This window comes from Rickettsiella grylli, from assembly GCF_000168295.1.
Taxonomy (GTDB): Bacteria; Pseudomonadota; Gammaproteobacteria; order Diplorickettsiales; family Diplorickettsiaceae; genus Aquirickettsiella; species Aquirickettsiella grylli.
On sequence record NZ_AAQJ02000001.1, the window covers coordinates 621133 to 640000 of the forward strand.

General features: G+C 39.1%; 24 protein-coding genes and 1 tRNA gene (1 of these 25 cut by a window edge). 23 read left to right on the forward strand and 2 right to left on the reverse strand.

The window, feature by feature from the left end; genetic code table 11:
• Positions 1-90: 90 nt before the first annotated feature.
• The 7 genes from RICGR_RS02830 to cgtA all read left to right on the forward strand — a co-directional run bounded on the left by RICGR_RS02830 (position 91) and on the right by cgtA (position 3178).
• Positions 91-300: an NrdR family transcriptional regulator gene (locus tag RICGR_RS02830; RefSeq protein ID WP_006035922.1), complete on the forward strand. Its 210-nt coding sequence runs from the start codon at positions 91-93 to the stop codon at positions 298-300.
• A gap of 171 nt (positions 301-471) precedes the next feature.
• Positions 472-753: a beta/gamma crystallin domain-containing protein gene (locus RICGR_RS02835; protein ID WP_006035759.1), complete on the forward strand. Its 282-nt coding sequence runs from the start codon at positions 472-474 to the stop codon at positions 751-753.
• Between the two features lie 260 nt (positions 754-1013).
• Positions 1014-1145: a hypothetical protein gene (locus RICGR_RS08015; protein WP_275113638.1), complete on the forward strand. Its 132-nt coding sequence runs from the start codon at positions 1014-1016 to the stop codon at positions 1143-1145.
• Between the two features lie 176 nt (positions 1146-1321).
• Positions 1322-1397, forward strand: a tRNA-Asn gene (locus RICGR_RS02840).
• A gap of 93 nt (positions 1398-1490) precedes the next feature.
• Complete coding sequence (gene rplU / locus RICGR_RS02845) at positions 1491-1814, forward strand: 50S ribosomal protein L21 (RefSeq protein WP_006035932.1); 324 nt, start codon at positions 1491-1493, stop codon at positions 1812-1814.
• A gap of 14 nt (positions 1815-1828) precedes the next feature.
• Complete coding sequence (gene rpmA, locus RICGR_RS02850) at positions 1829-2107, forward strand: 50S ribosomal protein L27 (RefSeq protein ID WP_006035450.1); 279 nt, start codon at positions 1829-1831, stop codon at positions 2105-2107.
• Between the two features lie 54 nt (positions 2108-2161).
• Positions 2162-3178 carry an Obg family GTPase CgtA gene (gene cgtA, locus RICGR_RS02855; RefSeq protein ID WP_006034808.1) on the forward strand — a complete coding sequence of 339 codons (1017 nt, stop codon included), beginning with the start codon at positions 2162-2164 and terminating at the stop codon, positions 3176-3178.
• Positions 3179-3203: 25 nt separating this feature from the next.
• Here the strand turns inward: cgtA and RICGR_RS02860 are convergent, their stop codons facing one another.
• Positions 3204-3506 carry an HU family DNA-binding protein gene (locus RICGR_RS02860; protein ID WP_006035902.1) on the reverse strand — a complete coding sequence of 101 codons (303 nt, stop codon included), beginning with the start codon at positions 3504-3506 and terminating at the stop codon, positions 3204-3206.
• 42 nt (positions 3507-3548) lie between these two features.
• Between RICGR_RS02860 and RICGR_RS02865 the strand changes: the two genes are divergently transcribed.
• Positions 3549-4133 carry a CDP-alcohol phosphatidyltransferase family protein gene (locus RICGR_RS02865; protein WP_240992207.1) on the forward strand — a complete coding sequence of 195 codons (585 nt, stop codon included), beginning with the start codon at positions 3549-3551 and terminating at the stop codon, positions 4131-4133.
• A gap of 46 nt (positions 4134-4179) precedes the next feature.
• The gene (gene hda, locus RICGR_RS02870; protein WP_006035561.1) at positions 4180-4875 is read left to right on the forward strand and encodes a DnaA regulatory inactivator Hda; all 696 of its coding nucleotides are present in this window, start codon (positions 4180-4182) and stop codon (positions 4873-4875) included.
• Positions 4876-4907: 32 nt separating this feature from the next.
• Here hda and wrbA read toward each other — a convergent pair whose 3' ends face one another.
• Positions 4908-5498 carry an NAD(P)H:quinone oxidoreductase gene (gene wrbA, locus RICGR_RS02875; RefSeq protein ID WP_006034766.1) on the reverse strand — a complete coding sequence of 197 codons (591 nt, stop codon included), beginning with the start codon at positions 5496-5498 and terminating at the stop codon, positions 4908-4910.
• Between the two features lie 190 nt (positions 5499-5688).
• Between wrbA and rpsB the strand changes: the two genes are divergently transcribed.
• From rpsB to rnhB, 14 genes are all read left to right on the forward strand, one after another.
• A complete protein-coding gene (gene rpsB, locus RICGR_RS02880; protein ID WP_006035356.1) occupies positions 5689-6477 on the forward strand; it encodes a 30S ribosomal protein S2 in 789 nt (262 codons plus the stop codon).
• A gap of 3 nt (positions 6478-6480) precedes the next feature.
• The gene (tsf, locus tag RICGR_RS02885; protein ID WP_006034733.1) at positions 6481-7380 is read left to right on the forward strand and encodes a translation elongation factor Ts; all 900 of its coding nucleotides are present in this window, start codon (positions 6481-6483) and stop codon (positions 7378-7380) included.
• Between the two features lie 215 nt (positions 7381-7595).
• Positions 7596-8327, forward strand: coding sequence for a UMP kinase (pyrH, locus tag RICGR_RS02890; RefSeq protein WP_006035540.1), 732 nt, complete (start codon positions 7596-7598; stop codon positions 8325-8327).
• Positions 8324-8884 carry a ribosome recycling factor gene (gene frr / locus RICGR_RS02895; protein ID WP_006034979.1) on the forward strand — a complete coding sequence of 187 codons (561 nt, stop codon included), beginning with the start codon at positions 8324-8326 and terminating at the stop codon, positions 8882-8884. Before pyrH ends, frr begins: the two co-directional genes overlap by 4 nt.
• Before the next feature lie 10 nt (positions 8885-8894).
• The gene (locus tag RICGR_RS02900) at positions 8895-9653 is read left to right on the forward strand and encodes an isoprenyl transferase (protein WP_006035122.1); all 759 of its coding nucleotides are present in this window, start codon (positions 8895-8897) and stop codon (positions 9651-9653) included.
• On the forward strand, positions 9640-10443 hold the full coding sequence (locus tag RICGR_RS02905; RefSeq protein ID WP_006035892.1) for a phosphatidate cytidylyltransferase: 804 nt from the start codon (positions 9640-9642) through the stop codon (positions 10441-10443). Before RICGR_RS02900 ends, RICGR_RS02905 begins: the two co-directional genes overlap by 14 nt.
• Positions 10440-11657, forward strand: a complete 1218-nt coding sequence (locus RICGR_RS02910; protein WP_006035391.1) for a 1-deoxy-D-xylulose-5-phosphate reductoisomerase — start codon at positions 10440-10442, stop codon at positions 11655-11657. The genes RICGR_RS02905 and RICGR_RS02910 overlap by 4 nt, the downstream gene beginning before the upstream one ends.
• 110 nt (positions 11658-11767) lie before the next feature.
• On the forward strand, positions 11768-14119 hold the full coding sequence (gene bamA / locus RICGR_RS02915; RefSeq protein WP_006034826.1) for an outer membrane protein assembly factor BamA: 2352 nt from the start codon (positions 11768-11770) through the stop codon (positions 14117-14119).
• 25 nt (positions 14120-14144) lie between these two features.
• Positions 14145-14654, forward strand: a complete 510-nt coding sequence (locus RICGR_RS02920) for an OmpH/Skp family outer membrane protein (protein ID WP_006035950.1) — start codon at positions 14145-14147, stop codon at positions 14652-14654.
• Positions 14655-14779: 125 nt separating this feature from the next.
• Complete coding sequence (gene lpxD / locus RICGR_RS02925) at positions 14780-15808, forward strand: UDP-3-O-(3-hydroxymyristoyl)glucosamine N-acyltransferase (protein WP_006035180.1); 1029 nt, start codon at positions 14780-14782, stop codon at positions 15806-15808.
• Between the two features lie 90 nt (positions 15809-15898).
• Positions 15899-16342: a 3-hydroxyacyl-ACP dehydratase FabZ gene (fabZ, locus tag RICGR_RS02930; protein ID WP_006035344.1), complete on the forward strand. Its 444-nt coding sequence runs from the start codon at positions 15899-15901 to the stop codon at positions 16340-16342.
• Positions 16293-17117 carry an acyl-ACP--UDP-N-acetylglucosamine O-acyltransferase gene (gene lpxA / locus RICGR_RS02935; protein ID WP_006035802.1) on the forward strand — a complete coding sequence of 275 codons (825 nt, stop codon included), beginning with the start codon at positions 16293-16295 and terminating at the stop codon, positions 17115-17117. The genes fabZ and lpxA overlap by 50 nt, the downstream gene beginning before the upstream one ends.
• Positions 17101-18264 carry a lipid-A-disaccharide synthase gene (gene lpxB, locus RICGR_RS02940; protein ID WP_006035033.1) on the forward strand — a complete coding sequence of 388 codons (1164 nt, stop codon included), beginning with the start codon at positions 17101-17103 and terminating at the stop codon, positions 18262-18264. The genes lpxA and lpxB overlap by 17 nt, the downstream gene beginning before the upstream one ends.
• Before the next feature lie 56 nt (positions 18265-18320).
• Positions 18321-18868, forward strand: the 5' portion of a protein-coding gene (gene rnhB / locus RICGR_RS02945; protein ID WP_006035393.1) for a ribonuclease HII. The gene runs 28 nt beyond the window's last position; the window shows 548 of its 576 coding nt (coding positions 1-548); the start codon lies at positions 18321-18323; its stop codon lies beyond the right edge, outside the window.

Below are 18868 nucleotides of genomic sequence, written 5' to 3' on the forward strand. Positions count from 1 at the left end.
AGTCTTTTTTTAATTTTTATGACGACAACAGTCGAAATGGATAATGACTTAAATTTTTTTATGGAAAAATTATTCCAGAGGACTAAAACAATGAAGTGTTTAAATCCACATTGTGATTATGCTAAAACGCGTGTGATTAATTCACGTAAAACAGAGGAGGGAAAAAAAATCTTACGCAGAAGACATTGTCCAAAATGTAATAAGCGTTATACCTCCATTGAATTATTAGCTTATTTTGGCTATCCCAATGCGAAAAAAAGAGCCGCTTTAAATGTGTTACTCGCAACCAACACGCATTGATCTGAACGATACAGTAATGAATGGGTGTTCATTTTGGATAATTCAATCGCGTGATATTTTGAATAAATCCGGTTCGAACTCAATGATTATTATTTATTCTGTAAATTATATTACGCTTTTTAGGGAGATAATCTTTCTTATGGTTTAACAAAGCACGGGTAGGAAGAAAATATGATTTATACGTTATCGAAAACAGATAAGAAGAATCCAGGAACGACGGAAGCGATATTTTTTACTGAAACGAATTATAAAGGTGATGCATATATCGCGTATATCGGTTTTGAAGTCGATTTTGGAAAAGGATTAGTATATAAACCGGATCAGTTGAATGATCAGCTGAAGTCAGTAAAAACAGGTAATCTTTGTAAGCTAATGCTTTATGAGGATTATGGCTTAACGGGTTTGAGTGTTTCAGTGTGTCGATACAATAAACGTAATGGACCGTATTGGTAACCGGTATCATTCGCGATGGGAAAAAACACCCTATACACGATATATTATCCATTTACTTTTTGGTTTTCAAAAATTCTGACCGATGAATCCTTCGGTTTAAAAATTCCGAAGGATTCACTTTCTGTTAACCGAACGGTTGATGGGGCCATCGAATGCATACCCCTATTTCGGTGAATAAAAAATAAGTCGCGCAAAAAGCGCGCAAAGTGATTGAAGTGGTCGATTTAATCGATGAAAATGGAATATAAGTCGTTGATTTAATGACGACTAATAAGAACGAAGACACTATCCACGTGTTGATTAACAGTCATCTACTCGACATTAACGAACACGCATTCATCTTAAATGAAGTGATTTTAACCCACTGCACGGTTCATTTGTCTTCTCATTGATCGCAGGTAGATGCGCGTCCAGTCGAATTTAAACTGAACAAGATAAATGTGCCGTTAATGCTTGACCCGTGCTATCGCTGCGATTACTATACGCCCTGCGCGAAGATCTATCTTCGAAAATAATTGGAACGTTTAATCTTTAAAAACAGGTAATCGTTGCGGTTTATGGCTTAAATTCCCCGATAGCTCAGTTGGTAGAGCAAATGACTGTTAATCATTGGGTCACAGGTTCGAGCCCTGTTCGGGGAGCCAATAAATATAAATGAATAGTTTTTATAATAGAAAAGTGATATCGAATTAAAGCGAAGCATGGCGCTGTAGTAAGGTCCCTTTTGGAGAGAATATATGTACGCAGTTATTTCCTCGGGTGGTAAACAATATAAAGTCACTGAGGGCGAGATTATTAAACTTGAGAAGCTTTCAGCAGAAATTGGCGAAATGGTTGAATTTCCAGTCATGGTAGTGGCTAAAAAAGAGGGGGAAACGGGTAAAACCGATGTAAAAATAGGAACTCCCTATGTGGAAACGTCAAAAGTGAAGGCATCTATTATTGAACATGGTCGCAGCGATAAAATAAAGATTATTAAATTCCGTCGTCGTAAGCACCATAAAAAACAGATGGGTCACCGACAATCATATACAGCAGTAAAGATTACTGAGATTTTATAGAGGGGTTATCACGCATGGCACATAAGAAAGCAGGCGGTAGTACACGCAATGGCCGCGATTCCCATTCAAAACGGCTGGGTGTAAAACACTTTGGTGGAGAATCTGTAAAGGCCGGAAATATTATTATCCGGCAACGGGGGACGCATTTTCATCCAGGTAAAAATGTAGGTCTTGGCAAAGATCATACCCTCTATGCGCTCGTGCAAGGTGAAGTTAAATTTACGCGTAAGGGTGCTCCATTACGGTGCTATGTGAATGTCGTTTCGACAGCGGAATCATCGAATACGGTGTAAAACCAAGGAATTTTATAATCTATTGAGGCTTACCCCGCTCGGCGGGGTTTTTTTATGAAGTTTTTAGATGAAGTTGAAATACGGGTAGAAGCAGGAAAAGGCGGGGCAGGCTGTGTGAGCTTTCGTCGCGAAAAATTTATTCCATTCGGTGGACCTGACGGTGGCGATGGCGGCGACGGAGGAGGTGTCTATTTAAAAGCGAGTGTAAACCTGAATACATTGATTGATTTTCATTGCCATCGGTTGTACAAGGCAGGCCATGGTGAACCCGGTAAAGGCAATGATTCGGCAGGAAAGAAAGGTGCTGATCTCGTTTTAGAGGTTCCAGTGGGGACTGAAATTGCGGATGCGGATACGCAGGAATTAATAGGGGACTTAACCGCCCCGAATCAAATACAATGCGTCGCTCGTGGAGGGTGGCATGGTTTAGGAAATGCACGCTTTAAAAGTAGTACCAATCGCAGCCCGCGTCAATTTACAACCGGTTATCTGGGCGAAGCGCGCCGTTTAAAACTTTCTTTAAAATTATTGGCAGATGTGGGATTAGTTGGTTTACCGAATGCAGGTAAGTCGAGTTTGATTCGAGCGGTATCGGCTGCGACACCTAAAGTGGCGGATTATCCTTTTACAACCGTACAACCCCATTTAGGCGTAGTTCGTTTGGAAGCAGGTTGTAGCTTTGTAATGGCGGATGTCCCCGGATTAATGACTGGCGCCTCTGAAGGTTTCGGTTTGGGAATACGTTTTCTTAAACATCTTTCTCGTACCCGTTTATTGCTCCATATTGTAGATGTCAAGCCTGTTGATGGGAGTGATCCCTTACAAAATATAGCGTTAATTGAAAATGAGTTAGAAAAATACAGCCCTGAATTGGCTCAAAAGCCCAGATGGTTGGTCCTCAATAAAATCGATTTACTTTCGGCTGAAGAATTAGAGCAATGTGTGCAGCGAATAGCCACTCAGATCTCTGAAAAAGTTCAAATTTTTAAAATTTCGGCTTTACAGCGTGTCGCAACGCAAGCATTATGTTATGCTCTTTTTGATTTTTTGAAGCGTCATACGAAGACATAAACATGCATTTTTAGTCGATTTAATTCTAGATTTCGGTGGTGGTTTGAGTGGGTTTGTTCATACAATATTTTAATGTCTTTCCCATTTTAAAATGAATTCGGTATTTTTCAGGCGCTAAAAAATGTTCTTTTGTTTTGGGATTAAAAGCAGAACGAGCTGCATTATAATGAAGTGAAAAACTTCCAAAACCACGTATTTCTATTCGATGGCCTTGGTGTAATGTTTGTTCGAGTAATTGGATTAAATGTTCCACACTTTTTTTAACGGTAGAGGCCTGAAGTTGAGGGAACTTGAGTATGAGTTGGTTAATAAGTTCTGATTTTAACATGGATACACCTATAGAGTAAGCTTTGATTAAGCCAAAAAAACGATGAAAATGCAATTACGTCATCTACCTAATTTTATTACGTGTGCACGTTTTATCCTAATAGTTCCTATTTTATGGGCGTTGTTAGTACAGTCTTATTCGCTTGCGTTTTACTTATTTTTCATAGCCGGTGTGAGTGACGGTTTAGATGGTTTGCTTGCTCGTTTTTTTAATTGGACAACGCCCCTGGGTGCTTTATTAGATCCTATCGCCGATAAACTATTGCTGATGGGGAGTTTTATTGTGCTGGCTTATTTACAACAAATCCCTTTGTGGTTAACGATGACCGTGATAGGGCGCGATATTTGGATTATGGGCGGTGCTTTACTGTATCGCTATTGGGTCGGACCTTTAAACTACAAACCCGTTTGGATTAGTAAATTAAATACTTTTTTTCAATTAGTACTCGTGAGCGTATTGATTATTAAATTAGCCTTTTTTGATATATCGAATGATCTTATTTTACAGATTACAAAAGCAGTTTTCGTGACCACCTTATTCAGCTTTATCCAATATACCTGGATATGGTTTTGGCAAGCGGTTTATTATTTAAAGTTAGCGAGTAAAAAATTAAGCACTGAAGATTAGCGTCGTTGTTTAAATTTTTCTGAAATAACGCTCGATGGAATAATTGATGTCAACACAATTAATTTTGCCCATACAACCGCCCGATGCGCATAGTTTTGAAAATTTTTATCGAGGTCAAAATGAGGTTTTATTAGATTGTTTACAACAATTTTCGTTAAGAAGAGGTGAATCTTATATTTATATTTGGGGGCATCCAGGGGCAGGGTGTACTCATTTATTACAGGCCTGCTGTCATACGGCGCAACAATACGGATTTTCGGTCGCTTATTTACCGTTAAGCACGTTAAAAAAAAATAATAGTAGCGAAATACTACGCGGTTTAGAATCAGTCGATATGGTTTGTATTGATGACTTAGAGAGTGTTGTCAATGAGAGTTCGTGGGAAGAATCATTATTTCATTTCTATAATCGTTTACAAGAACAATCGCGTTATTTATTGATAGCGGCCAAACATAATCCTCATCAATTAAATTTTTCGCTACCGGATTTAATCTCCCGTCTTTCCAGCGGTATTTTGTTTCAAGTGCACGCGCTCAATGAAGCAGAACGACTGATTGCTTTACAAGCGCGCGCGCGTTTAAGAGGTTTAGAACTTTCCGAGGAAGTGGGTCAATTTTTGTTATTCCGCCTTCCACGGGATTCACAAGCACTTTTTTCTGCATTGATGCAATTGGATAAAGCAACGTTACGTTTAAAACGAAAATTAACGATTCCATTAGTCAAAACCATTTTAAAACTATAGTTTTAAAATGAAACAATTCAACGGAAGTACGGCTAAGCTAATTTCAGTGCAATGTGAGCTAAACGCTTTCCTAGTGCGTGGCAAAGTCGTTTTTCTTCATCACTGATGGGATTTTTGCTCTCTTTTCCGGCCATATGCGTTGGCCCATAAGGTGTTCCGCCCGTTTTCGTCGTACTTAAATCAGATTCTGTATAAGGAACGCCAACAATAATCATGCCAAGATGAATTAACGGGAGCATCATACTGAGCAACGTTGTTTCTTGTCCGCCATGGAGACTCGATGTGGAAGAAAAAAAGCCTGCGGGCTTGTTGACTAATTCGCCTGAAAACCAAAGACCGCTCAAACTATCAATAAAGTGCTTTAATGGGGCCGCCATATTACCAAAGCGTGTTGGGCTGCCTAAGGCAATACCGAGAGCACCACGGACATCTTCTAACGTGGCATAAGGCGGACCAGACGATGGAATTTTCTCTTCCAAGGCTTCACAGACAGTGGAAACAGGAGGGACGGTTCGAATTCTGACGTCTATATCGTCAATGGATTCTACGCCTCGAGCGACATATTGAGCCATTTTTGCGACGGAACCGTAGCGACTATAATAAAGTACTAAGAGATAGGGCATGAGATGGACTCCTTCAAAGCGTGATTTGATGTTGATGTAAATCATTATTCTATGGTATAAAACACCGCGCTGAAAAGTGCTATTTCACACACCTAAATGCGTTAAATTGTTTGAGGGTGGCTGTTTTTATTAAAAATAGTCTTCAAATAATGCGAGGTGGAGGCTTTAACCCAATTGGAGACTATATAACGTGTCAGCAACGGCAACATTAAGACAATTATTTGAGGCAGGGGTTCATTTTGGTCACAGAACGTGTTTTCGTGAACCTAAAATGATGCCCTATATTTATGGCGTACGGAATGGGATTAGTATCATTGATTTAGAGAAAACCCGTGAATATATTACTGAAGCGCTTCACTATATCGCTAAAATAGCGGCTCGACCAGGGAGTAAGATTCTGTTTGTTGGAACAAAAAGGGCTGCGCGCGATTTAGTTAAAGAGCAGGCATTACGTTGTGGTATGCCTTATGTGAATCATCGTTGGTTAGGTGGATTACTTACAAACTACCGTACCATTCGTCAATCCATTAAACGACTTAAAGAATTAGAACTGCAAAGCAAAGATGGTCGTTTTAATCAATTAACCAAAAAAGAAGCACTGAATTTACAGCGGCAAATGGATAAGTTAGAGCGTAGTTTAGGGGGTATAAAAGACATGAGTGGTTTACCGGATGTCTTATTTGTTATTGATAGAGGATATGAACATATTGCTATCTGTGAAGCACAAAAATTAAAAATACCCGTCATTAGTATTGTTGATACAAACCATTCACCGGAAGGTATTGATTATGTTATTCCAGGTAATGATGATGCTTCACGAGCGATTACACTTTATACGCAGATGGTTTCAGAAACTATTTTAGAAGCGCGCGCTGAAGCGAAAAAAAGAGCGGATTTAACACGCGCTGAGGCAGAGAACGGCGAGAATCAAGTGCCTGAGCGGGCATCGACTAAATCTTCGGAAGAAAAACAGGAGTAAGTCATGACAATACGAATAACAGCTTCGATGGTTCAAGCGTTACGTGCACGTACAGGTGCAGGCATGATGGATTGTAAAAGAGCGCTGGAAGCATCAGCAGGTGATCTGGATCGGGCTGCTGAAGCAATGCGTAAGTCGGGCCAAATTGAAGCGGAGAAAAAATCACATCGTATTGCCGCTGAAGGTTTAATTGTTATTAAATCAAAAACGGTTCAGGGGCCTGCTGTCATTTTAGAAATTAACTGCGAGACCGATTTCGTAGCCCGTGATGAAAATTTCAAACAGTTTGCTGAAAGGACGGCACAAAGTGCATTAGATTATGAGCTCACTGATTTAGCGCAGGTGTTAGCGTTTACGTTTCCCGATAGTTGCGAAAGTGTTGAAAAAACACGTGAAAGCTTGGTGGCTCAATTAGGCGAAAATATTCAAGTAAGACGTTTGAAGGTTATTGCCGCACAAACCGATGGGGTATTAGGATCTTATGTCCATAGAGGACGCATTGGTGTGGTTGTCCAATTAAAGGGAGGCGACAACGAATTAGCAAAAGATTTAGCGTTACATATTGCCGCGAATAACCCGAGTGTAATCTCCGCTGATGACATTGCAGATCAAATTGTGGTGAAAGAACGAGAAATTCTCATGGCACAGCGGCAAGGTAGTGGTAAGCCAGAAGCCGTTATCGATAAGATGGTTGAAGAGCGGCTGGATAAATTTCGTGATGAGATGAGTTTATTGGGTCAAGCATTTATAAAAGATCCGAACCTACGCGTCGCCCAACTTTTAGAGAGCAAAGGAGCAAAGGTGATTGGATTTATACGGTTCGAGTTGGGTGAAGGTATTGAAAAACCACCCAGCGAAGATTTTGCCAAAGCTGTGCTGGCGCAAGTAAAGGACGCTTCTTAATACATCCAATACATTATTTATTTTTAGCTTATCGAACATTATTGTATTATTTCAATGGATTGAAAATAATTGAGTAAGTACATATCTATTAAAGATAACTATGCAGGAGTATTGCATCTTGATAAGGCTTGATAATAAAAAAATAAATTAATCTCGGGCTAGAAACCGCGTGTGGCATAGGTTATTATCCCATCTTTTAAGCGATATCGTTGACCATGGTCTCTTCCTTAAAATATCGACGTGTTTTGTTAAAGCTCAGTGGTGAAGCACTTTGCGGAAACGCTTCAAAAATGTTGGATTCAGTTGAGTTGGATCGTATTGTGTCCGATATTGTTGCCGCCTCGGATTTAGGTGTGCAAATGGCTATTGTAATCGGCGGAGGGAATATTTTTCGTGGTGAAACATTAGCACGGACGGGGATTGATCGGATCACAGGCGATCAAATGGGAATGTTAGGTACGATTATCAATGCATTAGCATTACGAGATACATTTGATAAGCATAAAAAAATAGCTAAAATCATGTCAGCTATTCCCATTACTGGCTTTGTCCCCTGTTTCGATCGATATAAAGCCATACGTTATTTAGAAAAGGGTTATATTGTTATTTTTGCAGGAGGAACTGGAAATCCTCTCGTGAGTACCGATTCTGCAGCGAGTTTACGAGGTATCGAAATGGGTGCTGAATTATTACTGAAAGCGACACATGTTGATGGCGTCTATAGTGCTGATCCGAATAAAGAAGCGAAAGCGCGGTTGTACTCCTCGATTAGCTACGAAAAAGCCTTAGAACAAGAATTAGGCATCATGGATTTAACCGCATTTATGCAATGTCGCGATCATGATTTACCGCTATTGGTTTTTAATATTAAATGTAAAAATGCATTGCTTGATATTTTGCAAGGTAAACGTAAAGGCACCTTAGTGACTAAGAGGAATGAAAGATGATAGGATCCATAAAATTAACAACCGAACAAGGGATGCAAAAAGCTTTAGAGGCGTTAAAAGCGAATTTAGCTAAATTGCGTACGGGTAGAGCTCATCCCAGCTTATTAGAACAATTACGGGTTCCTCAATACGGCGGTAAAGAAGTTCCGTTAAACCATGTGGCCAGTATTACTGTCGCAGATGCACGGACTTTATTAGTGACGCCGTGGGAAAAATCATTGATTCCCCTCATAGAAAAGACCATTCTTCAATCTCATTTAGGCCTTAATCCGTTAACTGCAGGCAATGTTATCCGTGTTCCTTTAGCGCTATTAACGGAAGAACGTCGGCGTGATATGAGTAAATTAGTTAAGAAAGAAGCAGAAGATGCACGAGTATCCATTCGTAATTATCGTCAAGATGCGAATCATCAATTAAAAAACTTAGTAAAGAAAAAATTGATTACGGAAGATGAAGAACGACGTGCTAAAGAGATGATCCAAAAAATGACTGATCGTAGTATTGTTGAAGTAGAAAAGATAGCTAAAGTGAAAGAAGAAGAATTAATGCACATTTAATTTGTACACTATGTCAGCAACTTGTGCCTATCGAGCATTAAAACTTCCTCAGCATATTGCAATTATCATGGATGGAAATGGGCGTTGGGCAAAACAACGTCATTTACCCCGCATGTTAGGTCACCAGGAAGGTGTAAAAGCCGTTCGGAAAGTCATTAAAAGCTGTAGTGAAATGGGCATTAAAGCCCTTACTTTATTTGCATTTAGTAGCGAAAATTGGCAGCGGCCTGAACAAGAAGTTAATTATTTAATGACATTATTTCTCAATACATTGAAAAATGAAATTGAAAAATTAGCTCAAAATAATGTGCAGTTAAAAATGGTGGGTAATTTAGAGCGGTTCAACGCCCCGTTGCGCCAATGGATTGACAAATCTCAAGCTTTAACAGCACACAACACAGGCCTACAATTGATCATTGCAGTGAATTATAGTGGTCAGTGGGATATTGTTCAGGCCGCACAAAAGTTAATCGATGAGGTTAAGCACGGCGCGTTTATTGCTGATCAGCTCACGCAAGAAATGTTTGCTAATTATTTGAGCTTAGCACATTTACCTGCGCTTGATCTTTTAATTCGCACCAGCGGTGAATATCGAATTAGTAATTTTTTACTGTGGCAATTGGCGTATACTGAATTGTATTTTACTGATACGTTGTGGCCCGATTTCGATGAACAAGCGCTCCAGAAGGCTTTGCATTTTTATGCGCAACGAGAACGACGATTTGGATGCACCAGTGAACAACTCACAGAAATAAATGCTAAAGCTTAGAATTTTAACGGCCTTAATATTGATTCCCTTAGTCACTCTAGGTGTTTTTTATGCGTCGGCGTTTTATTTTAAATGGATCACAGCCGGTATCCTGCTGCTTGCTGCTTGGGAATGGTCGCGCTTGAGCGCTTACAAAAATGTAGCGCATCGTTTTTTATATGTGGGCGTGCAAGCGATACTCTTATTTTTTTCCTTATCTTATATAAGCAATGACGGACTGTTGAGATTGGGTTTACTTTTTTGGGTTTCATTGAGTTTGTATTTAATTTGGGTTGGAAAAAAACCTCAATTACCTCGTATAAATGCTCGATGGGTGGCTGGCTTAGGTTGGTTTATTATTAGTTTATGTTGGATTGCATTGCAAAAATTACAGTTAACACCCGCTTATTTAATGTTTATGCTACTTATTATTTGGTTGTCGGACACGGCAGCCTACGTTAGTGGTCGATTGTGGGGGAAGCATCTATTAGCGCCGACATTGAGTCCTAAGAAAACGTGGGAAGGCTTCGTTTTTGGATTATTGTTTACGTTGTGCTCATCAGTGCTTCTATTTTACGTTTTTCAAATGCGAAAACCTTCTTTCTGGCAAGTAGGGGTATTGGTTTTATTGACTGTTTTAGCTGCTACAGCAGGCGATTTATTTGAAAGTCAATTGAAACGACTTCAAGGACTGAAAGATAGTGGCCAACTATTACCAGGTCATGGTGGCGTTTTAGATAGAATTGATAGTTTGTTAGCGGCAGCCCCCGTATTTGCAGGTTCTTTATTACTGCTGGGTTTAATATTATGAAATCGTTATGCATTTTAGGTGCAACGGGTTCTATTGGAACACACACCTTAGACGTTATTCGTGAACATCCTCTTCATTTTAAAGTGGTTGCCTTAAGTGCTCACTATAATATTGATTTATTATTTCAACAGTGCTTAAAATTTACACCGCGTTATGCGGTTGTAAGTAGTCAATCTTTAGCAGAAGATCTCCGAAAGCGATTGCTTGCCGTCGCTTTAAAAACAGAAGTGTTATTTGGAGAGGAAGCATTAAATTTTATTGCCAGCCTTGATACCGTGGACACTGTCGTTGCGGCTATTGTGGGCGCAGCGGGTTTATTTCCTACGTTAGCGGCCATTCAATCAAAAAAGCAAGTGCTTTTAGCCAATAAAGAGGCCTTAATTATGGCCGGTCCTTTATTGATAGAAGAAGCGTTACGTGCGAAAATTTCTCTCATTCCTATCGACAGTGAACATAATGCGATTTTTCAATGTTTACACGGACAGGTAACACCCGGCAATTGTGGAAATACACTGAAGAAAATTATTTTAACGGCATCTGGTGGTGCTTTGCGTCATAAACCCTTCGATCAATTACAACGAGCAACGCCTGCTCAAGCGTCTCAGCATCCCAATTGGACGATGGGACAGAAAATAAGCATCGATTCGGCGACCTTAATGAATAAGGGTTTCGAAGTCATCGAAGCTTATTTTTTATTTGGGTTATCACCGGATAAAATTGAAGTGGTTTTGCATCCACAAAGTATTGTGCATTCTTTTATAGAGTTTTTAGATGGATCATTATTAGCTCAACTAGGTCATCCAGATATGCGTATTCCTATTTCTTATGCATTAGCCTTTCCAGAACGATTGAGTAACGCGGCGTTTTCCTTAAACTTATTAAAGGTAGGTCGTTTAGATTTCTTACCCGTGGATGAAAATCGTTATCCTTGTTTAGGTTTGGCTTATCGTGCATTACAAATAGGCGGAACCGCGACAACAATTTTAAATGCAGCCAATGAAATTGCCGTACAGGCTTTTTTAGAGGGGAAAATTTATTTCACAGATATTGCGAAACTGAATCAAGAGGTATTAGAAAAAATTCATTCTCGTCCGATTTCAGACCTTCATGTGATATTAGAGGATGATAATTTAGCGCGTGAGATTGCTAAAGAGATCATTTTAAAGCATTATAGCCTGAATGCAAAAAATACCGTAAAATCAGTCACCCATTAACGCAAAATATCACTTTTTAGTTTATTCAACGATAGACGAAACCGAAACCGACAAAAACTGAATGCGAAGGGTGTCAATATATCAATGAGATGGGCTAAAAAATAACGACTATGTTCCGATTTTTATTCAGAATCTTTTTAATTGGATCGTTATCGATCCTTTTCTTCTTATCCTTACCTGCAGAAGCTTTTCCACTCCATAAAATAGAGATTCAAGGTCTACAAGGGATTAGTCGCGATACCGTATTAAGTTATTTGCCTGTTAAATTAGGGCAAGATTTTCAATCGGATCAATCGCCCGCGGTCATTAACGCGTTATATGCAACCGGGTTTTTTAGTAATGTTACCGTCGAAGAACAACAGGATACCTTAATCATTCAGGTTGTTGAAAGACCCATTATTAGTGAGATTGATATTACCGGTAATAAAGAGATCCCTGGGGATAAATTAAAACAAGTGATGAAACAGAAAGGTTTAATTCGTGGCCATTTGTTTGATAAAGCTGCCTTAGATCGGTTCGTATCACAATTACGTTTGCAATACGATAATATGGGTAAATATTCGGCGCGTATAACCCCTTTGATTACACATTTATCGAGTAATAGCGTCTCTTTGAAAATTGTTATTTCTGAAGGACTGACCGTCGAAGTTGCTGATATTGCTATTGTGGGAAATCATGTTTTTAGTGAAAGGACATTACGTTCTGCCCTACCACTCGGGTCGCATCATTTTTGGTCGTTTTTTACCAATAGCGATCAATATAGTCAAGATCGGTTATCAGCCTCCCTCGATGCCTTGCAATCCTATTATATGGATCGAGGTTATCTTCAATTTAAAATTGAATCTACACAGGCCACATTAACTCCAGATAGAAAACAAGTTTATTTAATTATTCGTGTCACCGAAGGTCCTATTTACAAACTGAACGGCTATCAACTCACCGGGAATGTTCTTGTTTCGCAAACTAAATTACAAAAACTTTTGCGTCCCCTACAACGAGGTCAAATTTTTTCACGTAAAAATGTGGTCGCTGTGGAAGAGGGGATCAAAAAAGCATTAGCAGATTTTGGCTATGTGTTTGCAACGGTCAATACATTACCTCAAATCGACGACAAAAATAAAACAGTATTCTTAGTTTTTTATGTTGATCCAGGTCATCGCGTCTATGTCAGGCATATCCATATAGACGGTAACCTAAAAACGCAAGATTTAGTTTTTAGGCGTTTGTTTCGTCAACAGGAAGCCAGTTTGTTTTCGCAATCTGACCTAAAAATGTCCTTAAAACAACTGAATCTTAGCGGTTTTCTTGAGGGCGAACCACAATTAACACCTGTTCCTATTGCAGGCTATAGCGATCAAGTTGATCTGGATGTTCATTTAAATGAAGCGCATGCCGCTCAAGCTTTATTTAGTTTAGGTTATGGTACCAATGGAGCAGTCGTTGGTGCTTCGTTGAATCAAAATAATTTTTTTGGAACGGGGAATCAACTGGCTTTAAATTTTAATAATACCCGTGCAGCAACGGTTTATAGTATTAGCTATAACAATCCGTATTACACCTTAGATGGAATACAACGCGGATATGATTTTTTCTATCAACGCGCGACGCCTAGCGATTTGAATACAACAACCTATAATACGAATACCTATGGTGCTGATCTCCATTATACGATTCCATTGGACGAGCGAGGAGATGCCCTACAAATTCAAGGAGGCTTACAAAAATTACAACTTAATTTACCACCCACTGAACAGCAATCACTTGAAGTACAAAATTTTGTTACGCATCATGGTGTTCAATTTAATCAGTTTTTATTGACGATGGGTTGGGTACGAAATAGCTTTGATCGACTTGTGTTTCCTCAAAGTGGAATTTTTCAAAATGCAAGTGTTCAACTGGCTTTACCCGTAGGTGGTCAGCCTTTGTACTATTACAAAGGAAGTTATTTAGCGCATGGTTATTTTCCGTTCAAACATCATTTTATTTTTGAGGGTCGGTTGAGCGTAGGTTATGGAAATGGATTTTCTTCAACCACAGGATTGCCTTTTTTTACTAATTATTACGCAGGTGGTATCGGTACAGATGGTCAGGTAAGAGGCTATGAAATTAGCTCGTTAGGCCCAAGAGATACGAATGGTTATCCTTTAGGAGGTAATGTGATGACCGTGGGCAGTTTAGGATTAATTGTGCCTAACCCACTATCGGATAAATTAAGGACGAGTGTTTTTGTCGATGCTGGTAACACCTATTCAACTTTAGGTGTTACGGATCGTAGTTCAATACCGCCGAGCGTACACGGAGGAACCTCCTCGGGACCACTTCGCTATTCCGCCGGTATCGATATAGATTGGCGAGTTCCTGTTTTTAATGTAACATTAAGTTTTAGTATAGCGAAAGCTATAAACCCTCAACCTGGCGATCAAACACAAGTCTTCCAGTTTAACATTGGAACAGGTTTTTAATTTTAGCTTAATTAAGGAGCTGATAATGAACAAAATATGCTTAGTATCTATTTTAACGATAATGACCGGTCTATTGACGCTCACGGCTCAAGCAGAAGAAATAAAGTTAGCGGTTGTTGATATGCAAGCGGTATTACAAAGAGCTCCGCAAATCGCTAAAATTAACGACGCATTGACACGTCAATTTAAAGGCCGGCAAGATAGTATCATGAAGGCTCAAAATGAATTACAGAAAGAAGCAAGTAACTTGCAAAAAAACGCAGCTGTTATGAAAGCAGATGAGCGAAGTGTTTTAGAAAATAAAGTAATGACCGATCAGAATAAAGTGAAATCAATGATCGCTGCGTTTCAAAAAGATTTATCTAAAAAACAAAGCGAATCATTGCATAGCTTTAGCCAAGAACTTGACGGTGTGGTAAATAAAGTAGCAACGCAATCCGGTTATGATGTGGTCCTTCAAAAAGGAAGTACCTTATACGCTAAAAATAATCTAGATATTACACAGCAAGTTTTAGACGCTTTAAAGAAAACTTAATAGACGTCTTACACTAAATTTTTTAAGTTATTGCCTAAAATTTCGCTCGTTTATCCTAAATGTATAGCGAAAAATTCACACCGATACCGGTTGTTTGGGTTATTTTATAGCGCGTAGAGTTTAATATGCAGTATCGACACTCATTACAAGAAATTGCTTATTTAATTAAAGCGGATCTCAAAGGTGATCCACAGTGTTTAATCACAGGTATTATGGCTTTGCAAAAAGCACAGGCAGGTGAAATTTCGTTCTTAGATAATAAACGTTATTTAAAATATCTTTCAACAACACAAGCTTCTGCAGTTATTTTACGTGAAGAATGCTTAAAGCATGCGCCGAATAATGCATTAGTGGTTACTGACCCCTATCTTGCTTTCGCTAAAGTCGCTCAATTATTTGAGCGAACTTTACCTGTTATTCCAGAAATTCATACAACGGCTCTTCTCGGAGAAGGTTGTCATATTCACTCTAGCGTAAGTATTGGGCCTTATTCCGTAATAGGTCCAAATACGCGTTTAGAAGAGGGTGTTGTGATAGGGCCTGCGTGTGTGATTGGTGAAAATGTAGTTATAGGTGCGAAGACCTGTTTAAAATCGCATGTGAGTATCTGTGCAGATACTCACATAGGTCCACGCGTGATTATTCATAATGGAAGTGTTATTGGGAGTGATGGTTTTGGTTTAGCCAAAGAGAACAATAAATGGATTAAGATTCCGCAATTAGGGAAAGTATTAATAGGTCATGATGTTGAAATTGGTGCGAATGTAAGTATCGATCGAGGAGCGCTCGATGACACCATTATCAGCAATGGTGTGAAATTAGACAACCAAATACAAATCGGTCATAACGTCCGAATTGGCGAAAATACAGCAATTGCTGGATGTACTGGAATAGCAGGAAGCACTCATATCGGAAAAAATTGTAGGATAGGGGGCGGAGTATGTATTAACGGGCATATCGAAATTGCAGATAATGTTTGTATAACCGGTATGTCGAGCGTTGTTCATTCTATCCGATATCCTGGAATTTATTCTTCTACCCATTCGATTCAACCCCGTCGAGAGTGGCAAAGAAATAGTGTGCGGTTTCGTCAATTGGATCAATTAGCTAAAAGATTGAAAAAAGCTGAAACATTAATGAATAAAAAACAATAGAATATATATACGGTATGAATACTGGTTTTTTGAATGTAGAAAGTAGGCAACCGATGATTAGAAAAAATAGTAAACTTAGGTAAGAAATTTATGAGCGATATTATGGATATCCAAGAAATACTCACTTATTTACCCCAGCGCTATCCTATTTTAATGATTGATAAAGTGATAAAAATAGTGCCGGGTAAGTCGATAGTGGCCTTGAAAAATGTAACCGTTAATGAACCTTATTTTTTAGGTCATTTCCCGGGTAATCCGATTATGCCCGGCGTACTTATTTTAGAAACAATGGCACAAGCGACAGGTATTCTTGCTTTACATGCGAATAGAGAAAATAAAGAAGGTTTTTTATATCTTTTTGCAGGTATTGATGAAGCACGTTTTAAAAAGCCCGTTGTACCAGGGGATCAATTATTAATAGAAGCTGAAGTTCTCAAAGTAAAGGGTAATGTTTGGAAATGCAAAGTCATTGCAAAAGTGGGCAATGAATTGGCTTGCGAAGCAATCCTCATGGGTGCCGGGAGAAAATGCTGATATGATACATGCATTGGCTATTGTTGATCCCGCAGCGAAGCTAAGTACGAATGTCACCGTTGGACCTTGGAGTATTATTGGGCCGGAAGTGGAAATAGGTTCGGGTACCGTTATTGGATCACATGTTGTATTGAAAGGACCCACCCGTTTAGGGGACTATAATAAAATTTATTCTTTTTCTTCTATCGGCGATGATCCCCAAGATAAAAAATACCGAGGTGAAAAAACCTATCTAGAAATAGGTAATCATAATGTGATTCGCGAATATTGCACGATTAATCGGGGTACTACTCAAGATAAAAGTTTAACTAAAATTGGCAGCCATAATCTTTTTATGGTGGGTTCTCATGTTGCGCATGATTGTGTTGTGGGTGATCATGCTATTTTCGTTAATAACGTTGCGTTAGCGGGACATGTGACTATCGGGAATTATGCTATTTTAGGTGCTTATAGCGCGGTGCATCAATTTTGCCATATTGGTGACCATAGTTTTATTGCTGCCTCAAGCATGGTCCGACAAAATGTTTTACCTTATATACTCGTGGAAGGTGGGCGTGAAGCGCGAGCTTGCGGTTTAAACAAAGAAGGACTCAGAAGAAATGGTTTCACTGACGAAGCGATTAGTCATTTACGTTGTGCTTACAAACTTATTTTTCGTAAAAATTTAACCGTAGAACAAGCGCTAGAGGAGCTAAAACCTTTAGCACTTCATTCTCCTCAAGTAAGCTTAATGACTCAAGCACTTAAAAACTCTGAACGTGGCATCATTCGTTAAACGTCCTATTCATATTGGCATCGTTGTCGGTGAGACTTCAGGCGATTTGTTAGCCGCTGATTTTTGTAAAGAACTTAAGCGTAGGCAAATTCCGTTTCGTATTTCAGGGATCGTAGGGCCTGCGCTGCTGCAAGAAGGTGCGCGTGCTTTGTATCCTATGGAACATTTATCCATCATGGGATTGGGTGAAATTTTTAAACGACTTCCCCAATTGCTGCATTATCGTCGGAAATTAACAGAACATTTTATCAATCATCCTCCTGATGTATTTATTGGCGTTGACGCACCTGAATTCAATCTGGACTTAGAAAAAAAATTGAAAAAAAAGGGTATACCGACATTACATTATGTCAGTCCTAGTGTGTGGGCATGGCGTCGTTGGCGATTAAAAAAAATTGCTAAAGCGGTGGATTTAATATTATGTCTTTTTCCGTTTGAAGAATATTTTTATCAACAACATCGCATTCCCGTGAAATTCGTGGGGCATTCTTTTGCAGATGAAATTCCATTCACGATGGATAGTTTCACTGCTCGGAAACGATTAGGCTTACCCACGTTAGCCACCATCGTTGCAATATTACCCGGTAGTCGTCGAAATGAAATTCATTATCTAGGTCCATTATTTCTTCAAACAGCCCTGCGGTGTTATCAACAAAATGATAAACTCATTTTTGCGGTTGCGATGGTTAACGAAGAAACAAAGCAGCAATTTCTTAACTTGGCGCAACAACTAACGCCGACGTTGCCTTTCCGTATTTTTCGCGGAGAATCACGTCACGTGATGGCCGCAGCAAACGTTGTGTTAATTACTTCAGGCACAGCAACTTTAGAGGCGATGTTACTAAAAAAACCAATGGTCGTTGCTTATCGAATGAGTTTACTTTCCTATTGGATGGCAAAATTTTTAGTGAATGTGAATTATATTGCTTTACCTAATTTGTTAGCTAAAAAATTATTGGTTCCAGAATTTGTTCAAGAAAACGCAACCATTGGAAATTTATCACAGGCCATTTTTTATTATTTGAATAATCCAGATTTTGTGAGTAAACTAAAAAAAGAATTTTTAACACTTCATCGACAATTGCGTTGTCAGGCAAGTAAGCACGTTGCGGATGCCGTATTAAAAATTTTAAAGAGATCCATCTAATGAAGTAATTTTTAGTTTGGGTTTGATTTTCTTAAATTCCATAAGTTGCTTGCATCATGGAAAATCAATCGGTAGCCGGCGTTGACGAAGCAGGACGAGGTCCTCTAGCGGGTCCAGTGTTTGCAGCTGCAGTTATTTTAGATAATAAAAAAAAGATGACGGGTTTAAAAGACTCAAAACAACTTACCGCAAAAAGCCGTGAATATTTCGCTAAAAAAATTCAAGAAAAAGCAAAAACATGGGCGATAGGTCGTGCTGAAGTCGAAGAAATTGACAAATTGAATATTTTTCATGCCTGTTTACTTGCCATGAAACGCGCGGTATGCGCATTAGCCTTGATCCCAGATTTTGTTTTAGTCGATGGAAAACATTGTCCTCAACTATCTGTCCCAAGCAAAGCGATTATAAAAGGAGATGAAAAAATTACAGCGATTAGCGCAGCTTCCATTTTAGCGAAAGTGCATCGTGATGCAAATATGGTTTTGTTAGATGCAGAATATCCAGGTTATGGTTTTGCACAACACAAAGGTTATACAACAAAGCAACATTTACTGGCTTTAAAAAAATTAGGCCCCAGTCCCATCCATCGGCGTTCATTTGCACC

Excerpts from the sequence above, each read along its gene's own strand:
- RICGR_RS02830 (WP_006035922.1), top strand. The coding sequence starts at position 91 with ATGAAGTGTTTAAATCCACATTGTGATTATGCTAAAACGCGTGTGATT.
- RICGR_RS02835 (WP_006035759.1), top strand. The coding sequence starts at position 472 with ATGATTTATACGTTATCGAAAACAGATAAGAAGAATCCAGGAACGACG.
- RICGR_RS08015 (WP_275113638.1), top strand. The coding sequence starts at position 1,014 with ATGACGACTAATAAGAACGAAGACACTATCCACGTGTTGATTAACAGT.
- rplU (WP_006035932.1), top strand. The coding sequence starts at position 1,491 with ATGTACGCAGTTATTTCCTCGGGTGGTAAACAATATAAAGTCACTGAG.
- rpmA (WP_006035450.1), top strand. The coding sequence starts at position 1,829 with ATGGCACATAAGAAAGCAGGCGGTAGTACACGCAATGGCCGCGATTCC.
- cgtA (WP_006034808.1), top strand. The coding sequence starts at position 2,162 with ATGAAGTTTTTAGATGAAGTTGAAATACGGGTAGAAGCAGGAAAAGGC.
- RICGR_RS02860 (WP_006035902.1), bottom strand. The coding sequence starts at position 3,506 with ATGTTAAAATCAGAACTTATTAACCAACTCATACTCAAGTTCCCTCAA.
- RICGR_RS02865 (WP_240992207.1), top strand. The coding sequence starts at position 3,549 with ATGAAAATGCAATTACGTCATCTACCTAATTTTATTACGTGTGCACGT.
- hda (WP_006035561.1), top strand. The coding sequence starts at position 4,180 with ATGTCAACACAATTAATTTTGCCCATACAACCGCCCGATGCGCATAGT.
- wrbA (WP_006034766.1), bottom strand. The coding sequence starts at position 5,498 with ATGCCCTATCTCTTAGTACTTTATTATAGTCGCTACGGTTCCGTCGCA.
- tsf (WP_006034733.1), top strand. The coding sequence starts at position 6,481 with ATGACAATACGAATAACAGCTTCGATGGTTCAAGCGTTACGTGCACGT.
- pyrH (WP_006035540.1), top strand. The coding sequence starts at position 7,596 with ATGGTCTCTTCCTTAAAATATCGACGTGTTTTGTTAAAGCTCAGTGGT.
- frr (WP_006034979.1), top strand. The coding sequence starts at position 8,324 with ATGATAGGATCCATAAAATTAACAACCGAACAAGGGATGCAAAAAGCT.
- RICGR_RS02900 (WP_006035122.1), top strand. The coding sequence starts at position 8,895 with ATGTCAGCAACTTGTGCCTATCGAGCATTAAAACTTCCTCAGCATATT.
- RICGR_RS02905 (WP_006035892.1), top strand. The coding sequence starts at position 9,640 with ATGCTAAAGCTTAGAATTTTAACGGCCTTAATATTGATTCCCTTAGTC.
- RICGR_RS02910 (WP_006035391.1), top strand. The coding sequence starts at position 10,440 with ATGAAATCGTTATGCATTTTAGGTGCAACGGGTTCTATTGGAACACAC.
- bamA (WP_006034826.1), top strand. The coding sequence starts at position 11,768 with ATGTTCCGATTTTTATTCAGAATCTTTTTAATTGGATCGTTATCGATC.
- RICGR_RS02920 (WP_006035950.1), top strand. The coding sequence starts at position 14,145 with ATGAACAAAATATGCTTAGTATCTATTTTAACGATAATGACCGGTCTA.
- lpxD (WP_006035180.1), top strand. The coding sequence starts at position 14,780 with ATGCAGTATCGACACTCATTACAAGAAATTGCTTATTTAATTAAAGCG.
- fabZ (WP_006035344.1), top strand. The coding sequence starts at position 15,899 with ATGAGCGATATTATGGATATCCAAGAAATACTCACTTATTTACCCCAG.
- lpxA (WP_006035802.1), top strand. The coding sequence starts at position 16,293 with ATGAATTGGCTTGCGAAGCAATCCTCATGGGTGCCGGGAGAAAATGCT.